Source organism: Pseudoalteromonas sp. P1-8 (assembly GCF_001399985.1).
Classification (GTDB): Bacteria; Pseudomonadota; Gammaproteobacteria; order Enterobacterales; family Alteromonadaceae; genus Pseudoalteromonas.
The window spans coordinates 187062-207836 of record NZ_LJSO01000003.1 but is presented as its reverse complement, the minus strand read 5'-3'; the positions used below and the strand labels follow the sequence as shown (position 1 = coordinate 207836).

19 protein-coding genes are annotated in these 20775 nt (G+C 40.9%); 4 read left to right on the top strand and 15 right to left on the bottom strand.

Going from position 1 to position 20775, the window contains the following annotated elements:
* Window positions 1-22: 22 nt before the first annotated feature.
* The 9 genes from AN213_RS06310 to AN213_RS06270 all read right to left on the bottom strand — a co-directional run bounded on the left by AN213_RS06310 (window position 23) and on the right by AN213_RS06270 (window position 10975).
* Entirely contained in the window at window positions 23-2461 is a 2439-nt protein-coding gene (locus AN213_RS06310; protein ID WP_055197965.1) for a flagellar hook-length control protein FliK, read from the bottom strand.
* A gap of 100 nt (window positions 2462-2561) precedes the next feature.
* Window positions 2562-3017, bottom strand: coding sequence for a flagellar export protein FliJ (fliJ, locus tag AN213_RS06305; RefSeq protein WP_055020703.1), 456 nt, complete (start codon window positions 3015-3017; stop codon window positions 2562-2564).
* Entirely contained in the window at window positions 3017-4351 is a 1335-nt protein-coding gene (gene fliI / locus AN213_RS06300) for a flagellar protein export ATPase FliI (protein ID WP_055197963.1), read from the bottom strand. Before fliI ends, fliJ begins: the two co-directional genes overlap by 1 nt.
* Before the next feature lie 17 nt (window positions 4352-4368).
* Window positions 4369-5187 (bottom strand): flagellar assembly protein FliH, encoded by an 819-nt coding sequence (gene fliH / locus AN213_RS06295; protein ID WP_054562181.1) that lies wholly within the window; start codon window positions 5185-5187, stop codon window positions 4369-4371.
* 3 nt (window positions 5188-5190) lie between these two features.
* On the bottom strand, window positions 5191-6231 hold the full coding sequence (gene fliG / locus AN213_RS06290) for a flagellar motor switch protein FliG (RefSeq protein WP_054553274.1): 1041 nt from the start codon (window positions 6229-6231) through the stop codon (window positions 5191-5193).
* Window positions 6224-7939, bottom strand: coding sequence for a flagellar basal-body MS-ring/collar protein FliF (gene fliF / locus AN213_RS06285; RefSeq protein ID WP_054562182.1), 1716 nt, complete (start codon window positions 7937-7939; stop codon window positions 6224-6226). The genes fliG and fliF overlap by 8 nt, the downstream gene beginning before the upstream one ends.
* A 20-nt stretch (window positions 7940-7959) precedes the next feature.
* On the bottom strand, window positions 7960-8292 hold the full coding sequence (fliE, locus tag AN213_RS06280; protein ID WP_054562183.1) for a flagellar hook-basal body complex protein FliE: 333 nt from the start codon (window positions 8290-8292) through the stop codon (window positions 7960-7962).
* Window positions 8293-8462: 170 nt separating this feature from the next.
* Window positions 8463-9866 (bottom strand): sigma-54 dependent transcriptional regulator, encoded by a 1404-nt coding sequence (locus AN213_RS06275; RefSeq protein ID WP_054562184.1) that lies wholly within the window; start codon window positions 9864-9866, stop codon window positions 8463-8465.
* Window positions 9863-10975, bottom strand: coding sequence for a PAS domain-containing sensor histidine kinase (locus AN213_RS06270; protein ID WP_054562185.1), 1113 nt, complete (start codon window positions 10973-10975; stop codon window positions 9863-9865). The genes AN213_RS06275 and AN213_RS06270 overlap by 4 nt, the downstream gene beginning before the upstream one ends.
* 127 nt (window positions 10976-11102) lie before the next feature.
* On the opposite strand from AN213_RS06270, the gene AN213_RS06265 reads away from it, so the two are divergent.
* On the top strand, window positions 11103-11690 hold the full coding sequence (locus tag AN213_RS06265) for a DNA-3-methyladenine glycosylase I (protein ID WP_055197961.1): 588 nt from the start codon (window positions 11103-11105) through the stop codon (window positions 11688-11690).
* A 33-nt stretch (window positions 11691-11723) separates the two neighbouring features.
* Here AN213_RS06265 and AN213_RS06260 read toward each other — a convergent pair whose 3' ends face one another.
* Window positions 11724-13163, bottom strand: coding sequence for a sigma-54 dependent transcriptional regulator (locus AN213_RS06260; RefSeq protein WP_055197959.1), 1440 nt, complete (start codon window positions 13161-13163; stop codon window positions 11724-11726).
* Window positions 13164-13305: 142 nt separating this feature from the next.
* The gene (locus tag AN213_RS06255) at window positions 13306-14091 is read right to left on the bottom strand and encodes a flagellin (protein WP_054562188.1); all 786 of its coding nucleotides are present in this window, start codon (window positions 14089-14091) and stop codon (window positions 13306-13308) included.
* 193 nt (window positions 14092-14284) lie between these two features.
* Between AN213_RS06255 and pseB the strand changes: the two genes are divergently transcribed.
* The 3 genes from pseB to AN213_RS06240 are packed head-to-tail and all read left to right on the top strand — an operon-like array spanning window position 14285 to window position 17282.
* Window positions 14285-15286 (top strand): UDP-N-acetylglucosamine 4,6-dehydratase (inverting), encoded by a 1002-nt coding sequence (gene pseB, locus AN213_RS06250; RefSeq protein ID WP_054562189.1) that lies wholly within the window; start codon window positions 14285-14287, stop codon window positions 15284-15286.
* Between the two features lie 9 nt (window positions 15287-15295).
* The gene (gene pseC, locus AN213_RS06245; RefSeq protein ID WP_055197957.1) at window positions 15296-16462 is read left to right on the top strand and encodes a UDP-4-amino-4,6-dideoxy-N-acetyl-beta-L-altrosamine transaminase; all 1167 of its coding nucleotides are present in this window, start codon (window positions 15296-15298) and stop codon (window positions 16460-16462) included.
* A gap of 19 nt (window positions 16463-16481) precedes the next feature.
* Complete coding sequence (locus tag AN213_RS06240; protein ID WP_054562191.1) at window positions 16482-17282, top strand: AAC(3) family N-acetyltransferase; 801 nt, start codon at window positions 16482-16484, stop codon at window positions 17280-17282.
* A gap of 5 nt (window positions 17283-17287) precedes the next feature.
* Here AN213_RS06240 and AN213_RS06235 read toward each other — a convergent pair whose 3' ends face one another.
* Genes AN213_RS06235 through AN213_RS06220 form a run of 4 tightly spaced genes read right to left on the bottom strand, consistent with a single transcriptional unit; the run spans window position 17288 to window position 20772 of the window.
* On the bottom strand, window positions 17288-17518 hold the full coding sequence (locus tag AN213_RS06235) for an acyl carrier protein (RefSeq protein WP_054562192.1): 231 nt from the start codon (window positions 17516-17518) through the stop codon (window positions 17288-17290).
* Window positions 17508-18914 (bottom strand): class I adenylate-forming enzyme family protein, encoded by a 1407-nt coding sequence (locus AN213_RS06230; RefSeq protein ID WP_055197955.1) that lies wholly within the window; start codon window positions 18912-18914, stop codon window positions 17508-17510. Before AN213_RS06230 ends, AN213_RS06235 begins: the two co-directional genes overlap by 11 nt.
* On the bottom strand, window positions 18914-20413 hold the full coding sequence (locus AN213_RS06225) for an argininosuccinate lyase (RefSeq protein ID WP_055197953.1): 1500 nt from the start codon (window positions 20411-20413) through the stop codon (window positions 18914-18916). The genes AN213_RS06230 and AN213_RS06225 overlap by 1 nt, the downstream gene beginning before the upstream one ends.
* Complete coding sequence (locus AN213_RS06220) at window positions 20410-20772, bottom strand: 2Fe-2S iron-sulfur cluster-binding protein (protein WP_055197952.1); 363 nt, start codon at window positions 20770-20772, stop codon at window positions 20410-20412. The genes AN213_RS06225 and AN213_RS06220 overlap by 4 nt, the downstream gene beginning before the upstream one ends.
* Between the last annotated feature and the right edge of the window lie 3 nt (window positions 20773-20775).

Below are 20775 nucleotides of genomic sequence, written 5' to 3'. Positions count from 1 at the left end.
TTATTTCTTATAATAGCAGGACTTATGCATAGTAATCTATTGATGATGAAGATTGTTGTCGAGAAGTTTCTGCGCTTTGTGCTGTTACTTCTGGCTGCTGCTCCTCAGCTTGTTGATTTCCAGCAAGCTGCCCTTGCCCAGACTGCTCTTGTTGTTGCTCAGGGTTCCCCTGCTGAATACTACTTTCACCAAGCTCAATACCTTGCTGTGCAAGCATTTCTCGTAAGCGTGGCATTGATTGCTCTAAAGCTTCTTTAGCCTGCTGATTTTGAACAACAAAATTAATTTGAGCTTGCTCCGCATCGCTACGTATACGAATTTGCATACTGCCCATTTCTGGCGGATCTAAGCGAATTTCAGCTTCTTTATTATTAATATTTAGTAACGCGCTAACTCGCTCTTGAAGCATCTTTGCAGCATCACTTTTTATGATATTAATCGCTTGCATTACACCAGGGTCAACATTCACCGATTTAGATTGAGTCTGAGTTTGCGCAGTTGTTTGTGTATGCAGTGTTTGTACGTCTAGTGCTTGCTCATATTGCTGATGAGCCATTTCATAGGCACCTGGTTGTGTTGTTGCATTTGCTTGAGTCGTTAGCTGGGTAAATAATTGAGCTACACGCACAGTAACAGTTTCCTGTGTACGTTCTGTATTAATTTTTGTATCAAGCTCTGTGGTTACTTCTTCACTAGCAACTACTTTTGTCACATCGGCTGTAATTTGCGCGGTATTATTTTGTTTCGCTTTATTATTTTCAACATTAACTGTTGCTGCGGTTACTGGCATCGCAGTACTGGCTGTTGCAGGGGCATTTATAGCCTCTGTCAGCACAGTTTGAGCTGCAGCTAATTTTTCGTACTGAGCAGTGCCCGGCGTTAACGTTTGCAGCTGAGTATTCACTTTGTTTAACAATGCTTGCTGCTCATCCTTAGTCAGCGCCGTGATTTGCTTTTCTACGCCTGTAGGTAATTTGTTATCGAGAGCCTTATTGTCAGCTAATTCAGCATCTTGTTTTATCTGGCTTTCTTCAGCAATGTCTTGCTCTACAGCAAGTTGTGATACAGGACTCTGTGCAGTTTGCGTTGTAGGCTTACTACTGTTCACATCAGTCAATAGCGACTTGATTGTTGCCACCTCATCAGCACCGAGCTTATTATCAGCTTTAAGTTGATTTATTTGTTGCTCAAGTTGCTTTTGTTGCTCAGAGGTTAGCGATAAACCTTTAGCGAACTCACTTACAGCCTGCCCGTCGCCACTTTGTACTTTGGCCAGCAAGCTAACGATTGACTTATCTGTTACTGGTTTATCTGACTCTGGCTTTTCTGTTAAGGCTAGATCAACTTTGGTTGCTGCGTCAGTTGGTTTATCTGCCACTTTTGCCGTGCCAGCTTCAATGTTTTTAACAATGCTTTGCTCAGTACTGAAATTTGCTGCCGTTTTGTCAGTGTAGCTTTGTGTTTGTTTTGAATTAACTTCAGCTGTTTTTGTATCTACTTGATCATCGCTATTTAAATCTGCAACCACCTTATTTAAAACAGTTTTACTTGTCTCATTTAAGCCAAGTTCTTTGCCATCAGATGTTTTTGCAGCGTCTGAATTCACAGTCTGTTTTTGAGCGCTATTTAACAGGGCGTCTACATCAACTGTGGTTTCTTTGTTGTCAGTTGATTGTGTTGCACTGGCAAAGTTAGCTACCTGAGGTTTTGTATCCGGTGTATTAACAGCTGAAACACCCTGCTTTTCTTTGTCTGTTAATGGACCATCAACAATCGGAGTCACGCTATCTTTTGGTGGTAAATCGCCAATCGCTTTTAGCTGGCTATCTACCGCTGTCGCAACTTTAGACTTATGTAATAAGCTTGCTATTGAATTGTCGCCTTCCGCGTCGGCTTTTGAATCATCGGTTTGTGCAAAGTCTGTCATCGGTGAAGGTATAACAGGTGTGATGGTATCGATTGGGGTTGGTTTTTTATCAACAACTACAGGGCTAAAATCATTATTTTCAATCAATTTATTAACACGTGTACTCATAGCTTGAGCTGCATTAATTTGCGAAAGCAGTGAGTTTTCTTCATCTTCTACAAGAGCAAGTTCATCGCTTGGCTCTTTAGTTACAGCTGCATTACGAATATCTGGACTTGTTTTAGATTGTTGCTGTGTAGACGTGGTAGCAGTTGCAACTTTAGCATCAGCAGTTGTGTTCTCATCACCTAATTTGGCATCTGATTTAGGTTCTTCAGAAATACTGACAGCTTTAGTTTCATCAACAGAATGAGTATCTGCATCACTTTTTGTTTGAGGGGTGCTATTTGCTTGCGCGTTTGCCGCTTCACTTGCTTCTGTAAGTGAAGTTAAAAAACTTAAGCCCGATGCTTTGTCGCTAGACTCTGAGTCTTTGCCTGAAAAACCAGTACCTTGCTCAGTTTTAACCTGCAAATTGATATCACTGATCGCCATAATTCACCTAAAACTAAAGAGGCAATTTGCCGCCGCAAGTGCCAAAATTAATGCTACTGGTTAGGTAAATGCAATTAACATGCCTAAAAAAGATAGTATTTTAGAGAAGTGCGTTTTTAAGTTGACGTTGATAAAACTGATTTGAAGCAAATTCATCCAGCATTTTTTGCTCCGCTTTAGCTACTTTCATCGCTTGTTTTTCAGCTTGCTTTTCGATTAATTTCGCCACTGCTTTTGCTTTCACTTGCTGTTTTAACCACAATGCTTTGCGCTGCGTAACAACCTGTTTTGCAGTATTCACTGTGCTGGCTTGCTGGCGTATCGCTTCTTCAATTTTTGCGATAAAGGCATGATATTGACTAAACCCAGCACTAGACAAACCAGATCGTCCTTTCAAATGCAACTGCTGAGAATACTCCATGCGAAAGTTATTCAGCCCTTGCAGTTTTTGTTGATTACTTTGTAAGTGCTGCTGGGCTTTTAAATAATCCATGCGTAAAGATTCTTCTTTATCGCTCTCAAGCTTTAACAATAAATCAAGTTTACTTTGAGCCATTAACCTTGTCCTAATAACTGTGCAAGACCTTGTAGACCATCATCATAACTGATCACATCTTTCATGCCTTGCTGAAGGAATTGATTCACACGTGGCATCATATTAATTGCTTGGTCAAGCATAGGGTCGGTGCCTTTTTGGTACGCACCTAGTGTGATCATATCTTTGTTCTGTTGATACATTGAATACACTTGTTTTAGCACTCGAGCTTGTTGCATATGCGCTTCAGATACAACCTGTGGCATAACTCGAGAAATCGATTTTTCGATATCAATAGCCGGATAATGACCACTGTCAGCTAAATCTCGAGATAAAACAATGTGGCCATCTAATATAGCGCGAGCAGAGTCAGCAATTGGATCTTGCATATCATCCCCTTCACTAAGCACAGTGAAAAACGCGGTGATCGAACCTTGCCCTTCACCACCATTACCAGCACGCTCCACCAGCGCTGGTAATTTAGCAAATACTGAAGGCGGATACCCCTTAGTCGCAGGAGGCTCACCAACGGCTAAGGCGATTTCACGTTGCGCCATGGCATAACGGGTAACGGAGTCAAGTAATAACAATACGTTAAGACCTTGGTCGCGAAAGTATTCCGCAATGGTCACTGCACTTTCACAGCCTTTTAAACGCATTAATGGTGAAGCATCCGCTGGAGCTGCAACCACCACTGAGCGCTTACGCCCTTCAACACCTAAAATTTCTTCAATGAACTCTTTTACCTCACGACCACGTTCACCCACAAGACCTACCACAATTACATCTGCTTCAGAGCCACGAGTCATCATACCCAGTAATACTGATTTACCGACACCAGAGCCTGCAAACAGACCCATACGTTGCCCTTGACCAACGGTAATAACGGAGTTGATGGCTCGAACACCTACATCCATAGGCTGACTAATTGGTCGTCTTGCAAGAGGGTTAATTGAGTTTTGCGCAAACTTTAAGTGATGCTCAGCATTAATGGCACCTAAGCCATCAAGTGGCCGACCAAGGCCATCCACTACACGGCCAAGTAAACTCATGCCAACAGGCAGTCCTGTTTCATTTAACTTTGGGATAACTCGTGCACCAGGCAGTACGCCAGAGATGTGATCATTTGGCATCAAGTAAAGTGTTTGGTCATTAAAACCAACGACTTCAGCATCAACAAAGCCGTTAATGGTTTCAATTTTACATTGACTGCCAACAGGTGCTCTAAGCCCTTTTGCTTCTAGCGTTAAACCAACGACACGCGTCAGAATACCGGCAACAGCTGGTTTTGGGGCCTTGATATTTTTTTCATAGCGCTGTAAGCGTTCGCTTAGAGTCATTGATTGAGCACTCATAATGAGCCTAAAAAGTATTAGATACCACTGCTATGCAAAAAGTTTTCCAACGTTTCTTTGACGCGGGTTTTTATTGTCATGTCGAGGGATGATTGCGGGGTTTTAATTTCGCAGCCACCACGTTCTAAAGTCGGCTCTGCAACTAACTGCCAATGGTTATCTGCGATAGTTTGTTCGCCATAACTTTCAGTAATTAAAGTAATATCATCGGGGTGTAAGTGAATACGTACTTTAGCTTGCTCTTCACCTAACGCATCAATAGCTTGCTTCAAAGCATGTAAAATGACTTCAGGTGAGGTTTTAATTTCTTGGTAAACTAAAATTTCAGTTAACATAACAGCTAACTGCACTAACTGCTTTTCGGCACTTTCATCGACTTTAGATAATGGTTGAGAAAGGCTATCAAGTAAGCTTCTTAAGTTGGTCAGCTGCTCTTCTAAAATTGGCTTTATTTCTTCTTGCCCTTGCTCCTTACCTAGCTCAACACCTTCTTTAAAACCTGCTTCTTTTCCCTCATGTGCGCCTTTTTCAAAACCATCTATATAGCCTTGCTCATGACCTTGCTTTAGCCCTTCTTCATAGGCATCTTGACGGATCTTTTCAAGCTCAGCCATTGTTAGGGACGGAATTTCAGGCTCTTCTGGCTGCTCTTCGGCCTGCTGCTTTTGCTGCTCTTTACGATATAAGTCAGCTAAAGGCGTGCCATACGCCGTTGAGCGTCCAGCGAGTTTTGTTGTATCTTGCGTCACTTCTGGAATTGGCCAGTTTTCCAATAATTCATCGGCAGCTTCACTGGCATGCACTGGGCGTCCTGTATGAAATGAAGACTTACTCATGGCTTACAGGAACTCCTCACCACCACCGCCACCAAGCATAATTTCGCCTGAGTCAGCTAAACGACGTGCAGTAGAAAGAATTTCTTTCTGTGCCGCTTCTACTTCACTAATACGAACAGGGCCCATTGCCTCAAGATCATCAGCGAGTAATTCAGCAGCACGTTTTGACATATTACCCAAAATCTTCTCTTTTAATGCTTCGTCAGTACCTTTAATTGCTTTCATTAATACATCTTGCTGTACTTCACGAAGGATCGCTTGAATACCACGGTCTTCAACATCCATTAAGTTCTCAAAGACAAACATAAGGTCTTGGATTTGCTGTGACATCTCTTCATCGTGTTCACGGATTGAATCCATTAACTGACCTTCAACATTGGTATCTAGGTAGTTCATGATATCAGCAGCCGCTTTCAAGCCACCCATTTTCGCAGCTTGCGCACCAGCTTGACCTGCGAACTGTTTCTCCATGATTTCATTCAACTCTTGCAATGCTGCTGGTTGAACTTCTTCAAGGTTTGCAATACGCATGGTTAAATCTAAGCGCACTTTTTCTGGGAATTGCGACAAGATTTCCGCTGATTGCTCTGGCTCTAAATACGATAAAACAATGGTTTGAATTTGCGGGTGCTCGTTGCGAATAATATTCGCCACTTGCTTTGAATCCATCCACTTCAATGAATCAAGACCTTTCGCCCCTGAGCCCATAACAATTTGGTCAATAAGGCTGGCTGCCTTGTCTTCACCAAGCGCTGCTGTAAGAGCTTTTTTGATAAAGTCTTCAGACTGGAAGCCTATGGTACTGAAGCTTTGAATTTGCTCAATAAACAAATTATGGACTGCGCTAATTTTCGCTTGCGATAAATCATCTAGCGCAGCCATTGCCATACCCACTTTTTGCACTTGCTTTGGCTCTAAGTGCTTAAGGATTTGCGCAGCATCTTCTTCTGATAAGCTCAGCAATAAGATTGCCGCCTTATCAACACCGTCTAATTTATCAACATCAAACGCCGGTGGTAGTTGTTTTTGTTCTTGATCAGTCATCTTCTGTTAACCACGCTTTCACTACTTGAGAAGACAGTTCTGGTTCATTTGCAACCAATGCACGAACTGCTTTGAGTAAATCTTCATCGCCATGTAAGTCTGGCAGCTGTAGTGTACCATCACTTGAGAATCCTACAGCAGCAGAGTCAAAGTCTTTATTTAGCATATCTAGCGTGCTATCACCAATATCTACACCTGCACTTAATGCATCTTCATCATATTCTTCTAGTGTATCGTCTGGGTAAATTAGACGTTTCAGCATAGGTCTTACTACAAAGACAATCAGTACGATGATAACCAGTGCACCTAATGCTAAGCGTAGCATCTTCATGAACCAATCTTGCTCCCAAAGTGGAACTTCAATCGCTTCACCAGCATCTTCACGAACAAATGGCACTGTGACAACCTCAAGTGCATCACCACGCTGCATATCAAAACCAACACCGCCTTGTAATAAACGACGAATATTTGACAATGCTTCTACAGAGCGAGGAACCATGGTTGTTTCACCATTTTCACCCACCTGCGGTACATAATCAACGGCAACTGAAACACTGATACGACGAATAACACCGGTTTGCTGACGCTTATGCGAAATTGTTGTATCAAGCTCGTAGTTACGTGTTGCTTCTTTATGCGAACGACTTGGGTTCGTTGCTGAGCCTGCTCCACCTTGGCCTGCAATTTCTGGAATATTAGAGTTAACTGGCGGCTGATTCGTTAGCGCACCAGGAATGCCCACTGCAAGACCACCGATGTTGTTTTCTTCGAACGTGGTTTCACTGCGCACAGCGGGTAAGTCTGGGTTATAACGTTTTTGTGTTTCTTCGACTGCACTAAAGTCCATGTTTAAATCGACTTGCGCGGTATAGTTACCTAAGCCTACAACTGGAATAAGGATGCTATCGATTTTATTTAAGTACTCTTCTTCACGCTTACGTTCAATTTCATACTCTTTACGAGAGCGAGCAGCAAGTGAGTTTTGTGAGCCTGAATTAAGTAAGCGACCATTTTGATCGGTAACAGTAACACGCTCTGGCGATAAACCTTGGACTGCTGAGGCAACAATATCAACTACTGAGTCAACTTCTTCACCGTCAAGTGTACGACCGCGTTTTAAGGTAAGCACTACCGTCGCTGAAGGTTGTTTTTCGCGACGAGCAAATACGTTTTCTTTTGGAATAGCTAAAAGTACTTTGGCGCGAGTAACATTTTTTAGCTCTTCGATGGTACGTGCAAGCTGTTGCTCACGACCATGTTTTAAACGTTCACGTTCAAGGCGTTGGCTAACACCAAACCCCATGTCTTGCATGATGATGTCAGTCCCTGAGCTTGGCGCTTGCTCTAGGCCTTCACGAGCCATCAATAATTTGATGTTTTGGTATTCACCTTCTTCAACAGAAATGACGTTACCATCAAGTTCGTAATCAATCTTTTGAGCGTCTAAAAAGTCCAGCGTTTGAATAAGCTCTTCCGTTGGCATTTTGCCAAGCGGACGCATATCTGGTTGACGAGCCCAAATAATAATAAAAATTGCGATAGCCAAACAGATTGCCAAAGCGATCACTAAAGTAACCTGGCGTAAAACATCTACACCGTTTAAGGCACTTAGGTAGCCTGACTTTTGCTCTTGTTGATCATCAGTATCGGTTGAGTCGATACCGCCGCCTGCTAAGGCTAGATCAGTTGATTGATTAGATTGCGCCACAATAATTCTCCACTACCTAGTTACACAGGCATGTTCATGATTTCTTTATAAGCTTCAACAAGTTTATTTCGAACTTGCACCGTAGCTTCAAAAGCGACTGATGATTTTTGCGAAGCAATCATTACGTCAGCTAAAGAAACACTGCGATCGCCCATTTCCATTGCTGTTACTTTTTGCTTAGCGTCTTGTTGTAAGCCATTCACTGTATCAAGTGCATTGGTAAGTAAATCACCAAACTGTGCCGACGATGTTGGCTGAGTTTGTGTTGGTAAATTATTAATTGAGTTACTACGGCCTACTTCTGAAGCCATAGCTTGCATTTCTTGAAATAATGCGCTGTTTTGAACTTTCATAATACTCTCTGACAATGCAGTTTACTTATGCACTGATAAAGCACAAACCGTGCCACAAAATAAAGCAAGTAAATTCAACTACTTGAATCATTAATTTCACATGTCAGAGTTTTGACAGCAAACAAGCTCACAAAAATGTGAGCTTGTTTGAGCAACTTTTTGGAAGGAGTTTATGCAGGTAAGGCTATACCCAAGTCTCGCATTTGCGCCAGTTTATAACGTAACGTGCGCGGACTAATACCTAAGGTTTCTGCAACCTCTTTACGCTTACCGTTACAACGCGCTAAGGTTTCTAAAATAATACGATGCTCTTTGTCTTTCAGCTCGTCTTTGTAATTACCTTGCTCACTCACTTGTGGCACGGTATCTAAATTAACTTCAACAGGCTGTTCTTGATATACCGGTGCGTTGTGTGGCGGCGTAGCGACTGGCTTGATATCAACCGTAAGCAACTCTTCAATAAAGACATCATCTTGATGAATACTATTCCCATCACATAATATCAACGCCCGTTGAATAACGTTATCAAGCTCTCGTACGTTACCAGGCCAAGCATGAGATAGTAGCTTTTGTTTCGCACCCTCACTTAGTTGAGCGATAGGCTCTTTACTTTTCAGGCAATGACGCTCTATTAAATGCTCAGCCAATACAATAATGTCGCCAGGACGCTCGGCTAATGGTTTCCACATTAGCGGGAATACATTTAAGCGATAATATAAATCTTCTCTAAATAGATTTTCGCTCACTGCTTCTTTTAAATCTCGGTTACTTGTAGCTAGAACGCGAACATCAAGCTCTATCGTTTTACGACCGCCTAAGCGCTCTACTTCGCGCTCTTGAAGTACACGCAGTAATTTAGCTTGTAAGCCTAAATCCATCTCAGTGATTTCATCTAGTAAGATGGTACCACCTTGAGCTTGCTCAAATTTACCCGGGCAAGCTTGAATCGCGCCGGTAAACGCCCCTTTTTCGTAACCGAATAAGGTTGCTTCAAGCATGTTTTCAGGAATAGCAGCACAGTTAATAGCCACAAAGGGAGCATCGCTACGATTTGATTTATCGTGGATAAAACGAGCCAAGACTTCTTTACCCGAGCCACTTGGGCCGAGTACCATGACACTGGCATCTGAGCGGGCAACTTTGCTCGCGAGCTCTAATAGTTTAATACTTGATGGATCGGCAACGATTGGGCCATCGGTTTCTTTTTCCTTTTCAGGCAAATAACGACTCACCATATTAAGAAGCACTTCTGGTGCAAACGGTTTTGCCATATAATCAATCGCGCCTAAACGCATTGCTTCTACAGCATCATCGATAGTGGCATAGGCCGTCATCATTAATACCGGCAACTCAGGGTAATTAAGTTTAATGCTACGTAGTAGGTCAAGGCCGCTCATAGCGCCCATTTGCACATCACTAACAACCAATGAATAGCTATTTTGCTTAAGCAAGATCATCGCTTGTTCAGCGCTATCTGCAGCAACGCAATCAATACCCGACATTTCAAGGGTATCAATCAGTGCTTCTCGTAAGCCTGCGTCGTCTTCAACGACTAAAATAGAGTTAGTATTCATTTTGCCTCCGCTGACATTGGTTCTGCACTAATTGGCAAGATCAAACTAAAACATGCTCCCCCATGAGCATTATTAGTCACTTCAACCCGTCCTTGGTGCGCATTGGCGACTGAACTTACAACTGCAAGTCCAAGCCCCGTGCCTTGGCTTTTGGTAGTGTAAAAAGGTTCGAATAATTTGTTCGCATGACGTAAATCAACACCTGGGCCATTATCACTGACACTGATGCGAACGCAGTTTTCGCTGGTTTCGTCACGTTCGGCACTCAGGGTTACCACAGCCTCAGAGCCAATAATTTGAATACTGTTGTGGATCAGATTTTGAATAGCACTCGCCAGAGCAGTTTTATTACCCATAATTTCAATATCTGGCTCAGGCAAGTTCACGCTAAGTTCACTGTTATTTTGTGCAACCATAGCATCAGCACCGGCTTTTACTTCATTAAGTAACTGTTGCATTGAAACGCTTTCGACCACTTGTTGCTCACCACTTTTGGCAAATAACAGCATATCGTTCACTTGGGTTTCTAAATCTTTTAAACGCGACATTAGCTTCGTATGAAAGTTGCCACGCGAGCTTTCTGGCAATCGCTTTGAGCCTAAATTGGCAGCATAAAGCATGGCCGCAGATAACGGTGTTCTGACTTGATGAGCAAGCGAAGCGACCATTTTGCCAAGCGCACTTAAGCGCTGCATATGTGCTACTCGCTTTTGTAATCGCCTGGTTTCAGTTAAATCTGTCATTAAAATTAACTGCCCTGGCTCTGGAGCAAGCGCAGTAATATCAAGCTTTATTAAACGGCCATCCTTAAGTGATACTTCATGTCCATCGTCTTGCTGTGGTCGAAATGAGCGTTGAATTACGCTAAACCACTTTTCACCTTCGAGGGGTTCACCTAGCATATCAATGGCAATTTGATTGGCTTTTGCGATCATGCCTCGGCCATCTAAAACCACCACACCCGCAGGCATGGTATCAACCAAATGACCTAACCAACTGGCTTGTTGGCGCAGCTCACTCAACTCACCCACATACTCTTCTTGTTGTAAGCATGGGTTATATTGTTTGGCTGTGATAAATTGTGGTTTTAGGACATTTGCTAAGGCCATAATCGATACTCAAAAAATCGTGTCTACCTAGCTAAATGCACAATCCGTACCAAATTTATTTTTGTTTTATTTCAATAAATTAAAGACAAAACAACACTGACAAAAAAATGACAATCGCGAGGGAATAATGCAAAAAGAACACCATTGTCGTTGCCCGTGGCTCGATACCAGCAAAGAAGATTATGTGACCTATCATGACCAAGAATGGGGGGTGCCATTATATGATGATCACCGCTTATTTGAATTTATAACCTTAGAGTCAGCACAAGCGGGACTGAGTTGGTATACCATACTTAAAAAGCGTGATGGCTATCGCAGTGCCTTCAAAAACTTTGTTGTCGAAGAGGTTGCCAAAATGACCGAAGACGACGCCGAACGATTAATGCAGTTTGAAGGTATTATTCGTAATCGCGCTAAAATCGCCGCCACTATTAATAACGCGCAACGTTTTATTGAGATTCAAAAAGAGTTTGGCAGTTTCTCAAATTACCAATGGCAGTTTGTTGGTGGCAAACCGTTGGTAAACGATCTTGATAAATTAGAGGATTACCCGGCTATTACTGAAGCCTCAACAGCATTCGCCAAAGATTTAAAAAAGCGCGGTTTTAAGTTTTTAGGCCCTACTACGGTGTATGCCCACATGCAGGCCTGTGGCATGGTAAATGACCATAGCAATGATTGCTTTAGAAAAGCTGAGATAATTAGTGAATATTAAAGAGATAAAACCGAGGAAGAAACCTAACGCGGCTTAGTCACGCGTTAGGTTATATTTTTTCATTTTTTCGACCAGTGTGGTGCGCCTAACACCTAAAATTTCTGCAGCTCGTGCAACAACGTAATCATAGCGCTCTAATGCTTGGCTGATTAAGCTGATTTCTAGCTCAGCAAGATACTCTTTGAGCTCAATCCCTTCATCTGGTAGTAAACCTGAGTCAACCGTTGTTGCTGGTACATCAGGTTCTTCATCATCATAATCACTAAAGCCTGTACTGAAAATATCGTTGAAAGCATCTCGCTCCATCAATTCTTCTGGATACTCAGGCTCATAAGCCTCAACTTCAATATAACGATATTTAGCTGGAAGGTCTGGCACATCAACTACTTTATCAGGGAACATGATCACCATGCGTTCAACTAAGTTAGCAAGTTCACGAATATTCCCCGGCCACGCATGCTCTTTTAAGCTTTGAATCGCACGCTCAGTGAATTTGGCCGTTGTGCCACTTTGCTCGTTCACACGACGCATTAACTCTTTTAAAAGCAGAGGAATGTCGTCAGCACGCTCACTAAGCGAAGGATTTTCAATTGGAAACACGTTTAAGCGATAAAAAAGGTCTTCACGGAAGTCGCCCTTTTCAATCATTTCTTCAAGGTTGCGGTGAGTCGCAGCAATAATGCGTACATCTGCTTGAATAGGCTTAGTACCCCCTACTCGCTCATAGCTACGCTCTTGCAACACACGCAGTAGTTTAACCTGCATTTGCAAAGGCATATCACCAATTTCATCTAGAAACAGCGTGCCGCCTTGCGCTAATTCAAAACGCCCTTTTCGTGCAGAAATAGCCCCCGTAAAAGCCCCCTTTTCATGGCCAAATAGCTCACTTTCAAGAAGCTCGCCTGGGATAGCACCACAGTTTACCGGCACAAATGGCCCGGTATTGCGTTTAGAGAGTAAATGAACGTTACGTGCAACAACTTCTTTACCTGTGCCTGACTCACCTAAGATCAGTACATTTGCATCGGTTTTTGCTACTTGTTCAATTAAAAAGCGCACATCTTTTACAGCTTCGGTTTCACCGACTAAACCATCAAACGATTTGTTAGATTTAGCTTGTTTATGGTCACCCGGTAGCATGCGCTGATATTGCTGACAATCATGCAATAGCTGAGTAGTTACATCATGGTTAAACGGCTCACAAATTAAACCAACTACATTAGCAATGCTTAGTAACGGTTTGAGTGTTTCACCAATTAATAAAAACGGAATGGCTGGAAACTGTTTGATCACAGCCTCGTGATTTAGCTGCTGTAAAGCACCAAGAATGACCATGCATTCTTGCTGTTGATGTTTTTCACAAAAAGACTGTAATGAAGTCTCATCAACTAATTGTGCAGTTTCACCAATGAAGGTAAGTGCTGCATGTAAACCTATCGCACGATTATTATTATTGTCTAAAATTAAGATCATTATTGGCGAACCACAGTTACCACGAGGTTAGTTAATTTCTAAATTGTAAGCGAGTTTAGGAGGGATGCAAGCGCTAAGCGGCAATTTATTGACATCAACGCCAAAAAATAGTCACTTAGCACTAAAATTTAATACTAAAGAATTAAAGTAAACCTAATATAGATTCGGCTGAACGATTTGCCTGACCACGTAAGGCAATCGATGCTTGCGATAAAATATCATTAGCTACTTGATCAGACACAGCTTTTGCATAGTCAGTATCTTCTATTCGGCTTTGGCTCGCAGCAATGTTCTCTCGCTGGTTGCCTAAACCTTTTATCGTACTCGCCAAGGTGTTTTGAAAAGCGCCTAGCTCAGCTCTTTGCGTGTTAATTTCTTCAGCTGCTTGGTCGCTAATATCAATCGCAGCTTGAGCTCCTGCTTGGGTTGAAATATCGATTCCTGCAATAACTGAAGCAATACTACCATCAGATGGCGTCACTGATTGTGTGGTGTTGGCATCAGGACCAACTTGAAACGACACTTGCTCACCATCAAATAAAGGTTTACCACCGAATGTCGCATTTTCAAAGGTTTCTGATATTTGCGTTTGTAATTGCGACACTTCTTCTTGAAGTGCAGCTCTATCATTATCTGTGAGCGCACCATTACCCGCTTGAATAGACAGCTCTCGAATGCGAGAAACGGCATCATTTACACCAGATAAATTTGACTCTGTTACTTGCGAGTAAGAAATGCCATCGTACGCATTATTAATTGCTTGACTGTAGCCATCTTGCTGCGATGTTAATCTATCAATAATTTGCAGTGCAGCGGCATCATCTGCCGCTGAATTTACTTTTTTACCTGATGCTAGTTGCTCAGCAAGCTTGTTACCCGTTTGCTGAGTTTGGTTTAAAAACCCGGTATTGGGTGATTGAATTTTCATGGCGGCCTCCGACAAACCGATTGTTTAAATTATAGCTTAATTTGCCAAAATTTGCACTTTGTACCATGGTTTAGATAAATTAACTTGGCATCTGACTTGCTAGTGTATTAGTTAATAGTTAAATTACTGAGAATTGTGTCAAAATTCTCACTTTGCGTATCAAACGCCAATGAAAAATAACTCGGGTAACACTATGTTCGACAATAAAACAATTTTAATTACCGGTGGTACCGGTTCATTCGGTAAAAAATACGTCAAAACGCTTCTAGAACGCTATAAGCCAAAAAAGATCATTATCTTTTCGCGTGACGAACTCAAACAGTTTGAAATGCAGCAAGAGTTTGACCAACCGTGTATGCGTTATTTTATTGGTGATGTACGCGATAAAGAAAGGCTTCGTCGTGCTATGCGTGGTGTGAACTATGTGATTCACGCAGCAGCATTAAAACAAGTACCTGCCGCTGAATACAACCCAATGGAATGTATCAAAACCAATATTAATGGTGCTGAAAATGTCATTGATGCGGCTCTTGATAATAACGTAGAAAAAGTCATTGCACTGTCGACTGATAAAGCCGCGAACCCAATCAACTTATATGGTGCGACTAAACTTGCATCAGATAAGTTATTTGTGGCTGCTAACAATATTGCTGGCGGCCATAAAACAACCTTTGCTGTAGTAAGATACGGTAACGTAGTGTGTTCGCGTGGCTCTGTTGTGCCTATTTTCCAAAAATTTATCGACCAAGGCCGCGACCATATACCAATTACTCATGAAGAAATGACTCGCTTCTGGATTAGCCTGCAACAAGGTGTTGATTTTGTTTTAACAAACTTTGAGCGTATGTTAGGTGGCGAAATTTTCGTTCCGAAGATCCCTTCAATTCGCATTACTGATCTTGCCAAAGCAATGGCACCTGACTTACCAATTAAAATAATTGGTATTCGCCCTGGTGAAAAGTTACACGAAGTTATGTGTCCTGCCGACTTATGCTTTGAAACGTACGAATATAGCGATCACTTTGTAATCGCTCCGGGCATAAAATTCAGTAGTCGTAGCAATGATTTTACTGAAAACGCACTTGGCGAAAAAGGCGAGCAAGTTGCCCAAGGTTTCGAGTATAACTCACTCGATAACCCAGATTATATGAGCATTGAAGAAATTAAAAACTTCAATGTCCAAGCGTTACTGTAATACTGCATTATGACGAATAAGGTAATTCCTTACGGCAAACAAAATATTTCTCAAGATGACATCAACGCCGTAATTGATGTATTAAAGTCTGACTGGCTAACGCAAGGACCTGCTGTTCCGGCATTTGAAAGTGCTATTGCAGAATATTGTGGTGCTCACTATGCCTGTGCCACTAACAGTGCGACTTCAGCGTTACATATTGCTTGCCTAGCTTTAGGCGTAGGTAAAGATGACATTGTATGGACATCGCCAATCTCCTTTGTCGCCTCGAGTAACTGCGCCCTGTATTGTGGCGCAGACATCGATTTTGTTGATATCGACCTTGAAACAGGCAATATGTCTGTTGCAGCGCTTCAAGAAAAACTAACGTTAGCCAAACAAAACCAGCAACTTCCTAAGGTCGTGATCCCTGTTCATCTAGCTGGTCAGTCATGCGATATGGCAGCAATCAATGCACTTGCCAAAGAGTATGGTTTTAAGGTTATTGAAGATGCCTCGCATGCTATTGGCGCGAAGTACAAAGATAAGCCTGTTGGCAGCTGTGTTTATTCAGATATTACTGTGTTTAGCTTTCATCCAGTCAAGATAATTACATCTGCTGAAGGGGGTATGGCGGTTACCAACTGCGCTGAGCTCAACAAAAAAATGAGCCGCTTGCGAAGTCATGGTATTACTAATATTCCTGAAGAAATGACCGAGCCAAGTCACGGCCCTTGGTATTATCAACAGTTAGAGCTTGGTTTTAATTATAGAATGACTGATATGCAAGCCGCTTTAGGACTGAGTCAGTTAAAGCAGCTAGACAACTTTGTATCAGTGCGAAACGACATTGCAACAACATATAACCATGCATTTGCAAACTCAACGGTAGCTCATTTAAAACAATCGGATGATTGTTACTCTAGCTACCATTTATATATTGTTCGTTTAACGCAGTGTGAAGTAGAAAAACATAAGTCAATCATTACAGGCATGCGCGAGCAAGGAATTATTGCTCACTTGCATTATATACCGATCCATTTACAGCCTTATTATCAAGCTTTAGGCTTTTCGGAAGGTGATTTTCCTAATGCAGAAACGTACTACAAACAGGCTGTTACTATTCCTCTGCATCCAACTATGGCAGCAGATGAGCAAAAAGCTGTAATTACGGCATTCTTTAACCTAGTGAATTAAACAAGGAATTAGAGCTTTCATGTTAGCAGACATATCTTACGAAAGTTTAAAACAGGCATACTCTTCTGTTGGTATCACAGAAGGAAAAGTTGTTTATGTTACTGGAGATATCACAAAAGTTGGTATTTCTCTTTCTTTGAGTAAGTTCGAGCTGTTAAATTTACACCTTAAAGTGATTATGGATTTGATAGGCCCAGAAGGTACAATTGTAGTGCCAACCCATAGCTTTTCACTTTGTAATACTAACATTCCATTTTCACTAAAAAATACACCTTCTGAAACCGGTGCTTTTAGCGAATTTATCAGAAATCAAGCAGGAAGCATTAGACAGCTTCACCCTTTTTCGTCTCGCACTGCTATAGGAAAAGAAGCTTCTTATATTTGCGAAAACACAGCTCCTCATAGTTATGGTATGCACACTCCTTTTTCAAGGATGCTGGAGCTTGACAGTATGTTTATTTCCGTAGGTATTCACCCAAAACAAATTGTCAGCCTTGTTCACCAATGTGAGTCTGACATGAATGTACCTTACAGATATACAAAAGAGTTCATACACCCAATTGAAACTGGGCAGCACACAGAAATGAAAGCTTTTTATCATCTAGTAACATATTTAAACTGCGATATAAAAAGAGATAAAAATGTCAAAATATTTGAAAATTTCGAAAAAAAATTTAAATTAAATCACTCTAAAATGTGCCATGGCAGCGTCTGGGGCTTCAATATGAGAGAGTTTTATAAAGCAACGACTGAGCTGATGAGAGATGATATTTACAGTTGGCTTGCGGAGCCACCGAATAGTCGCCCCTACCAAGCTTAATGCATTTATTTATTATCTAAAAACTCTATTAACTCAGAAACAGTACCTAACTTAGACAACTGTTCATCATTGATGTCTATACCTAGCTCTCTCTTAATTTTTAAGACTATAGTCATAACATCTATAGAATCCAGTCCAAGTTCAGCAAAGCTTGATGAAAAATCCGCTTCGTTACTAAGATCCACACTTGGGTTTTGAATTAAAATTAACTCTTTTATGATTTGTTTATTTTTCATATTGCTCACATAAATGCTTTTTAATTAATGCTCTACTTACTTTACCAGAACGTGTTCGTGGTAGCTCACTTAATGTAAATAGCTTATTCGGTCTAAAATTTGAATCAGTATCTTTCAAATGTTTTGCTACATCCTTGAGAGTTACTTTAGTTTCTCCTTCTACACATAAAACAATAATACTATCTTTAACTTTACTGGGATCTTCCATACCAAGTACTGTAAAAGCATTGCTCTTAAATAACGTCACCAGTTTAGATTCTATTTCATCAGGGTGCACTAAAACACCATTATAATTTATTACATCATCACTTCTTCCTGAAAAGACTAGATAACCTTGCTCATCTAAGTACCCAACATCAGAAGTTATAAACCAACCATCTTGAAGCTGACTATTCCATAGCTCATCATCGAGATACCCTAAGCATAAATTACTTCCTCTAATTGCTATTCGCCCACTTTCGAAAGGGGGTAAAGCACAGCCTTGCTCATCAATAATTTTTAACTCAGAGCATTCTGAAGCAGGTCCTTCGGTCTTAACCTTATCTAAATTACGGTTTAGCTCAAAGAATGTTACTCGCATAGCTTCACTTAACCCATAATGGAGAAATATTCTTGTTTTAGGCAGTGAATTACATAATTCAATTCGGAAAAAGTGATCAAATCTCATCGCGCCAGTTTGTAGCCATTTTAGGTTGTCTGCAACTGCCGCCAACTCACTTTTGCCTACTTGTAGTAAAGCTGCTAACAAAGAAGGTGCCGTTGATAATGCATTACAATCATACTTACTAAACAATGATGAAATTGATAAAGGATTACTAAGCTGAGTTGGTAGTACAATTCTTCCGCCGGCCATCAGGACACTATGGCATCGCCCAAAACCAAATGCATGATCTATTGAAGCAAAAACTAATTCTGCAATTCCCTCATCAACCTCCATCTTACTATTCATGAATGCACAAATATCGTTGATGCCACACTGAGATAATCTTACCCCTTTCAATTTGCTGGAAGTCGTTCCAGAAGTAAAAATAACCATAGCTTCTTGATCAAATGAAACATCAATATTCGTTGGCTCTAATTGAGGGTAAGATTCAATAAACAATGCAGCATCACTAGTTTCCAATGCCCCCTGTAGTCTCTGTGGATCAATAAAGGGAATAGGCACTATGCTAACCCCACATTTTGCACCAGCATAATAAGAAAAAAGGAGCTCAACAGGTGAAAAATTTGATACTGCGACTCTTTGACTAGGCTTGATATTTTTTGATTTTAAAAAAGTAGCGAATTTGTCTATTTCAGTATGAAACTCATCATAGCTATATTCTTTATCGTCAAATGAAACCGCTATTTTCGTACCTTTTTTGTTAGCTATTTCTGTATAAATACTTGTTAACATTATTTGTCCTTTAGCTCATTCAAAAAGAGGTTCACTTTTTTCACAAAGCGCTCATTGAAAGATGACATTCTATAATTTCCTTGAAACGAATGTGCCTTAGCTATACTGTTTTTACTGTCCTGAACCATTAATTGGACTTGCTCGGGGTTTGCACTACCAAGTCCTTTCCTTAAAGAAATAAGAGAAGGTATGTCAATGTTAGAATTAAATACCTGATCCGGAATGTTTGGCAAATCAATATTCAACTGCTGTGCTGCTAACTTTATACTATCAAGAGTAAAACCATCTTGCTCTTCATCACAAGCATTCCTTACTGCCCTACCGATGATTTTATGAGCACTACGATTATCTAAGTCCGAAAATTTGACCAACATATCACATAAGTCTGTTGCAACAATAAATTTGTCAGCTGCAGCTTCTGCAAGCTTATCCTTGTTAAATTTAGATGTAGATAAAATCCCGGCAAAAAGATCGACACACTGAATAGCATAATCTAAAGCCTTTGGTAGCTCTCCATAAGCATAGAGTCGGTTATCAGGCTGCCCACTAATAGTCTGATTTGTAGATAAAATATTTGTCATCATGCCATTAAAGGTTCTAGCTTGACCGCGAATGAATGCTAACCCATATGGGTTTTTCTTTTGTGGCATTATGACACTTGTGCGGGTAAAGCCATCAGCTAACTCAAGATAAGAGAATTCTGCGCTATTCCAAATTATAAACTCTTCACTGATTCGATTTAAGCTTGTCATTATCGAACAAAGACTCGTCATCACATCAATACACATATCTGGTGCCCACATCGCATCCCGAGTGTGAGTTAATATGCCATCAAATTCCAGCAACTCGGCAATAAACTCTCGATTCATCTCAATTTGAGAGCCATTAACACTCCCTGAACATGCAGGAGATAAATTCACCATTTTTATAGCTGTTTCTATGCGACTAATGTCTCTTAATAGCGGTCTTTGAAACCCTTGTAAATAATGGGCTAAGGTAGTCGGCTGTGCATGTTGTAAATAGGTAAAGTCTGCCATAAAAGTATTTAAATGCTGTGAAACAACTTGATTAAATACCTCACATAACTGAATTAACTTTTCATGAAGGCAAAATAATTTTTCGCGACAAACCATTTGCCAAGCTATTGTACTAGCTTCCCTTCGAGCACGTCCGATGTGGACATAACCACTATCAGGACCAATATGCTGTTGCAAATATTTATCTCTATTATTGTAACTATCTCCTACTGCAGGATCTAAGGGAATGTTTTCAGTTCCTTGTAGGTGGACTTCAAGAAGGCCTGATAGCAACTTTCTTCCTTTCGATGAAGAAATTACTCCCCCTTGAATTAAAGTCATGACATGACTCATATCCGCTATACTTAAGTTGCTCATAATATATGGGCTACATTCAAGTTCATATTGAAATGCACTGTTATATAAGCGTTGATCTGGACCTTCTTTAAAGCGAGAACCCGCACCTAAAAAACTATTACTCATTTTTTCACCTCTATTTCTGAACAGTTTTCAAACTGCGGCTCAACTATTAGGTCACGAACAACTTTCGTGCAATTGTAAGGGGTTATTTCAAGCTCATTGCCAAATTCGGAAACTAACTTTGCTATATTTTCACTGCAAGCTAACATCACTTTGCCATTAACTTTTAAACGACAACTACCACACAACCCTATTCGGCAGTTTTTATCGAAAGCCAGAGTGCTATCAAATTCATACAGAACTCTCATAAGCAAATCGAGAAGAGTCTCTTCATTGCTATAGCTAAGAGTAAAAGGTTGTAAGATTGATGGACTCACTGTTTCTTTGTTAAAACGATAAATGTTTAATGTTATTGTGTTCATTAA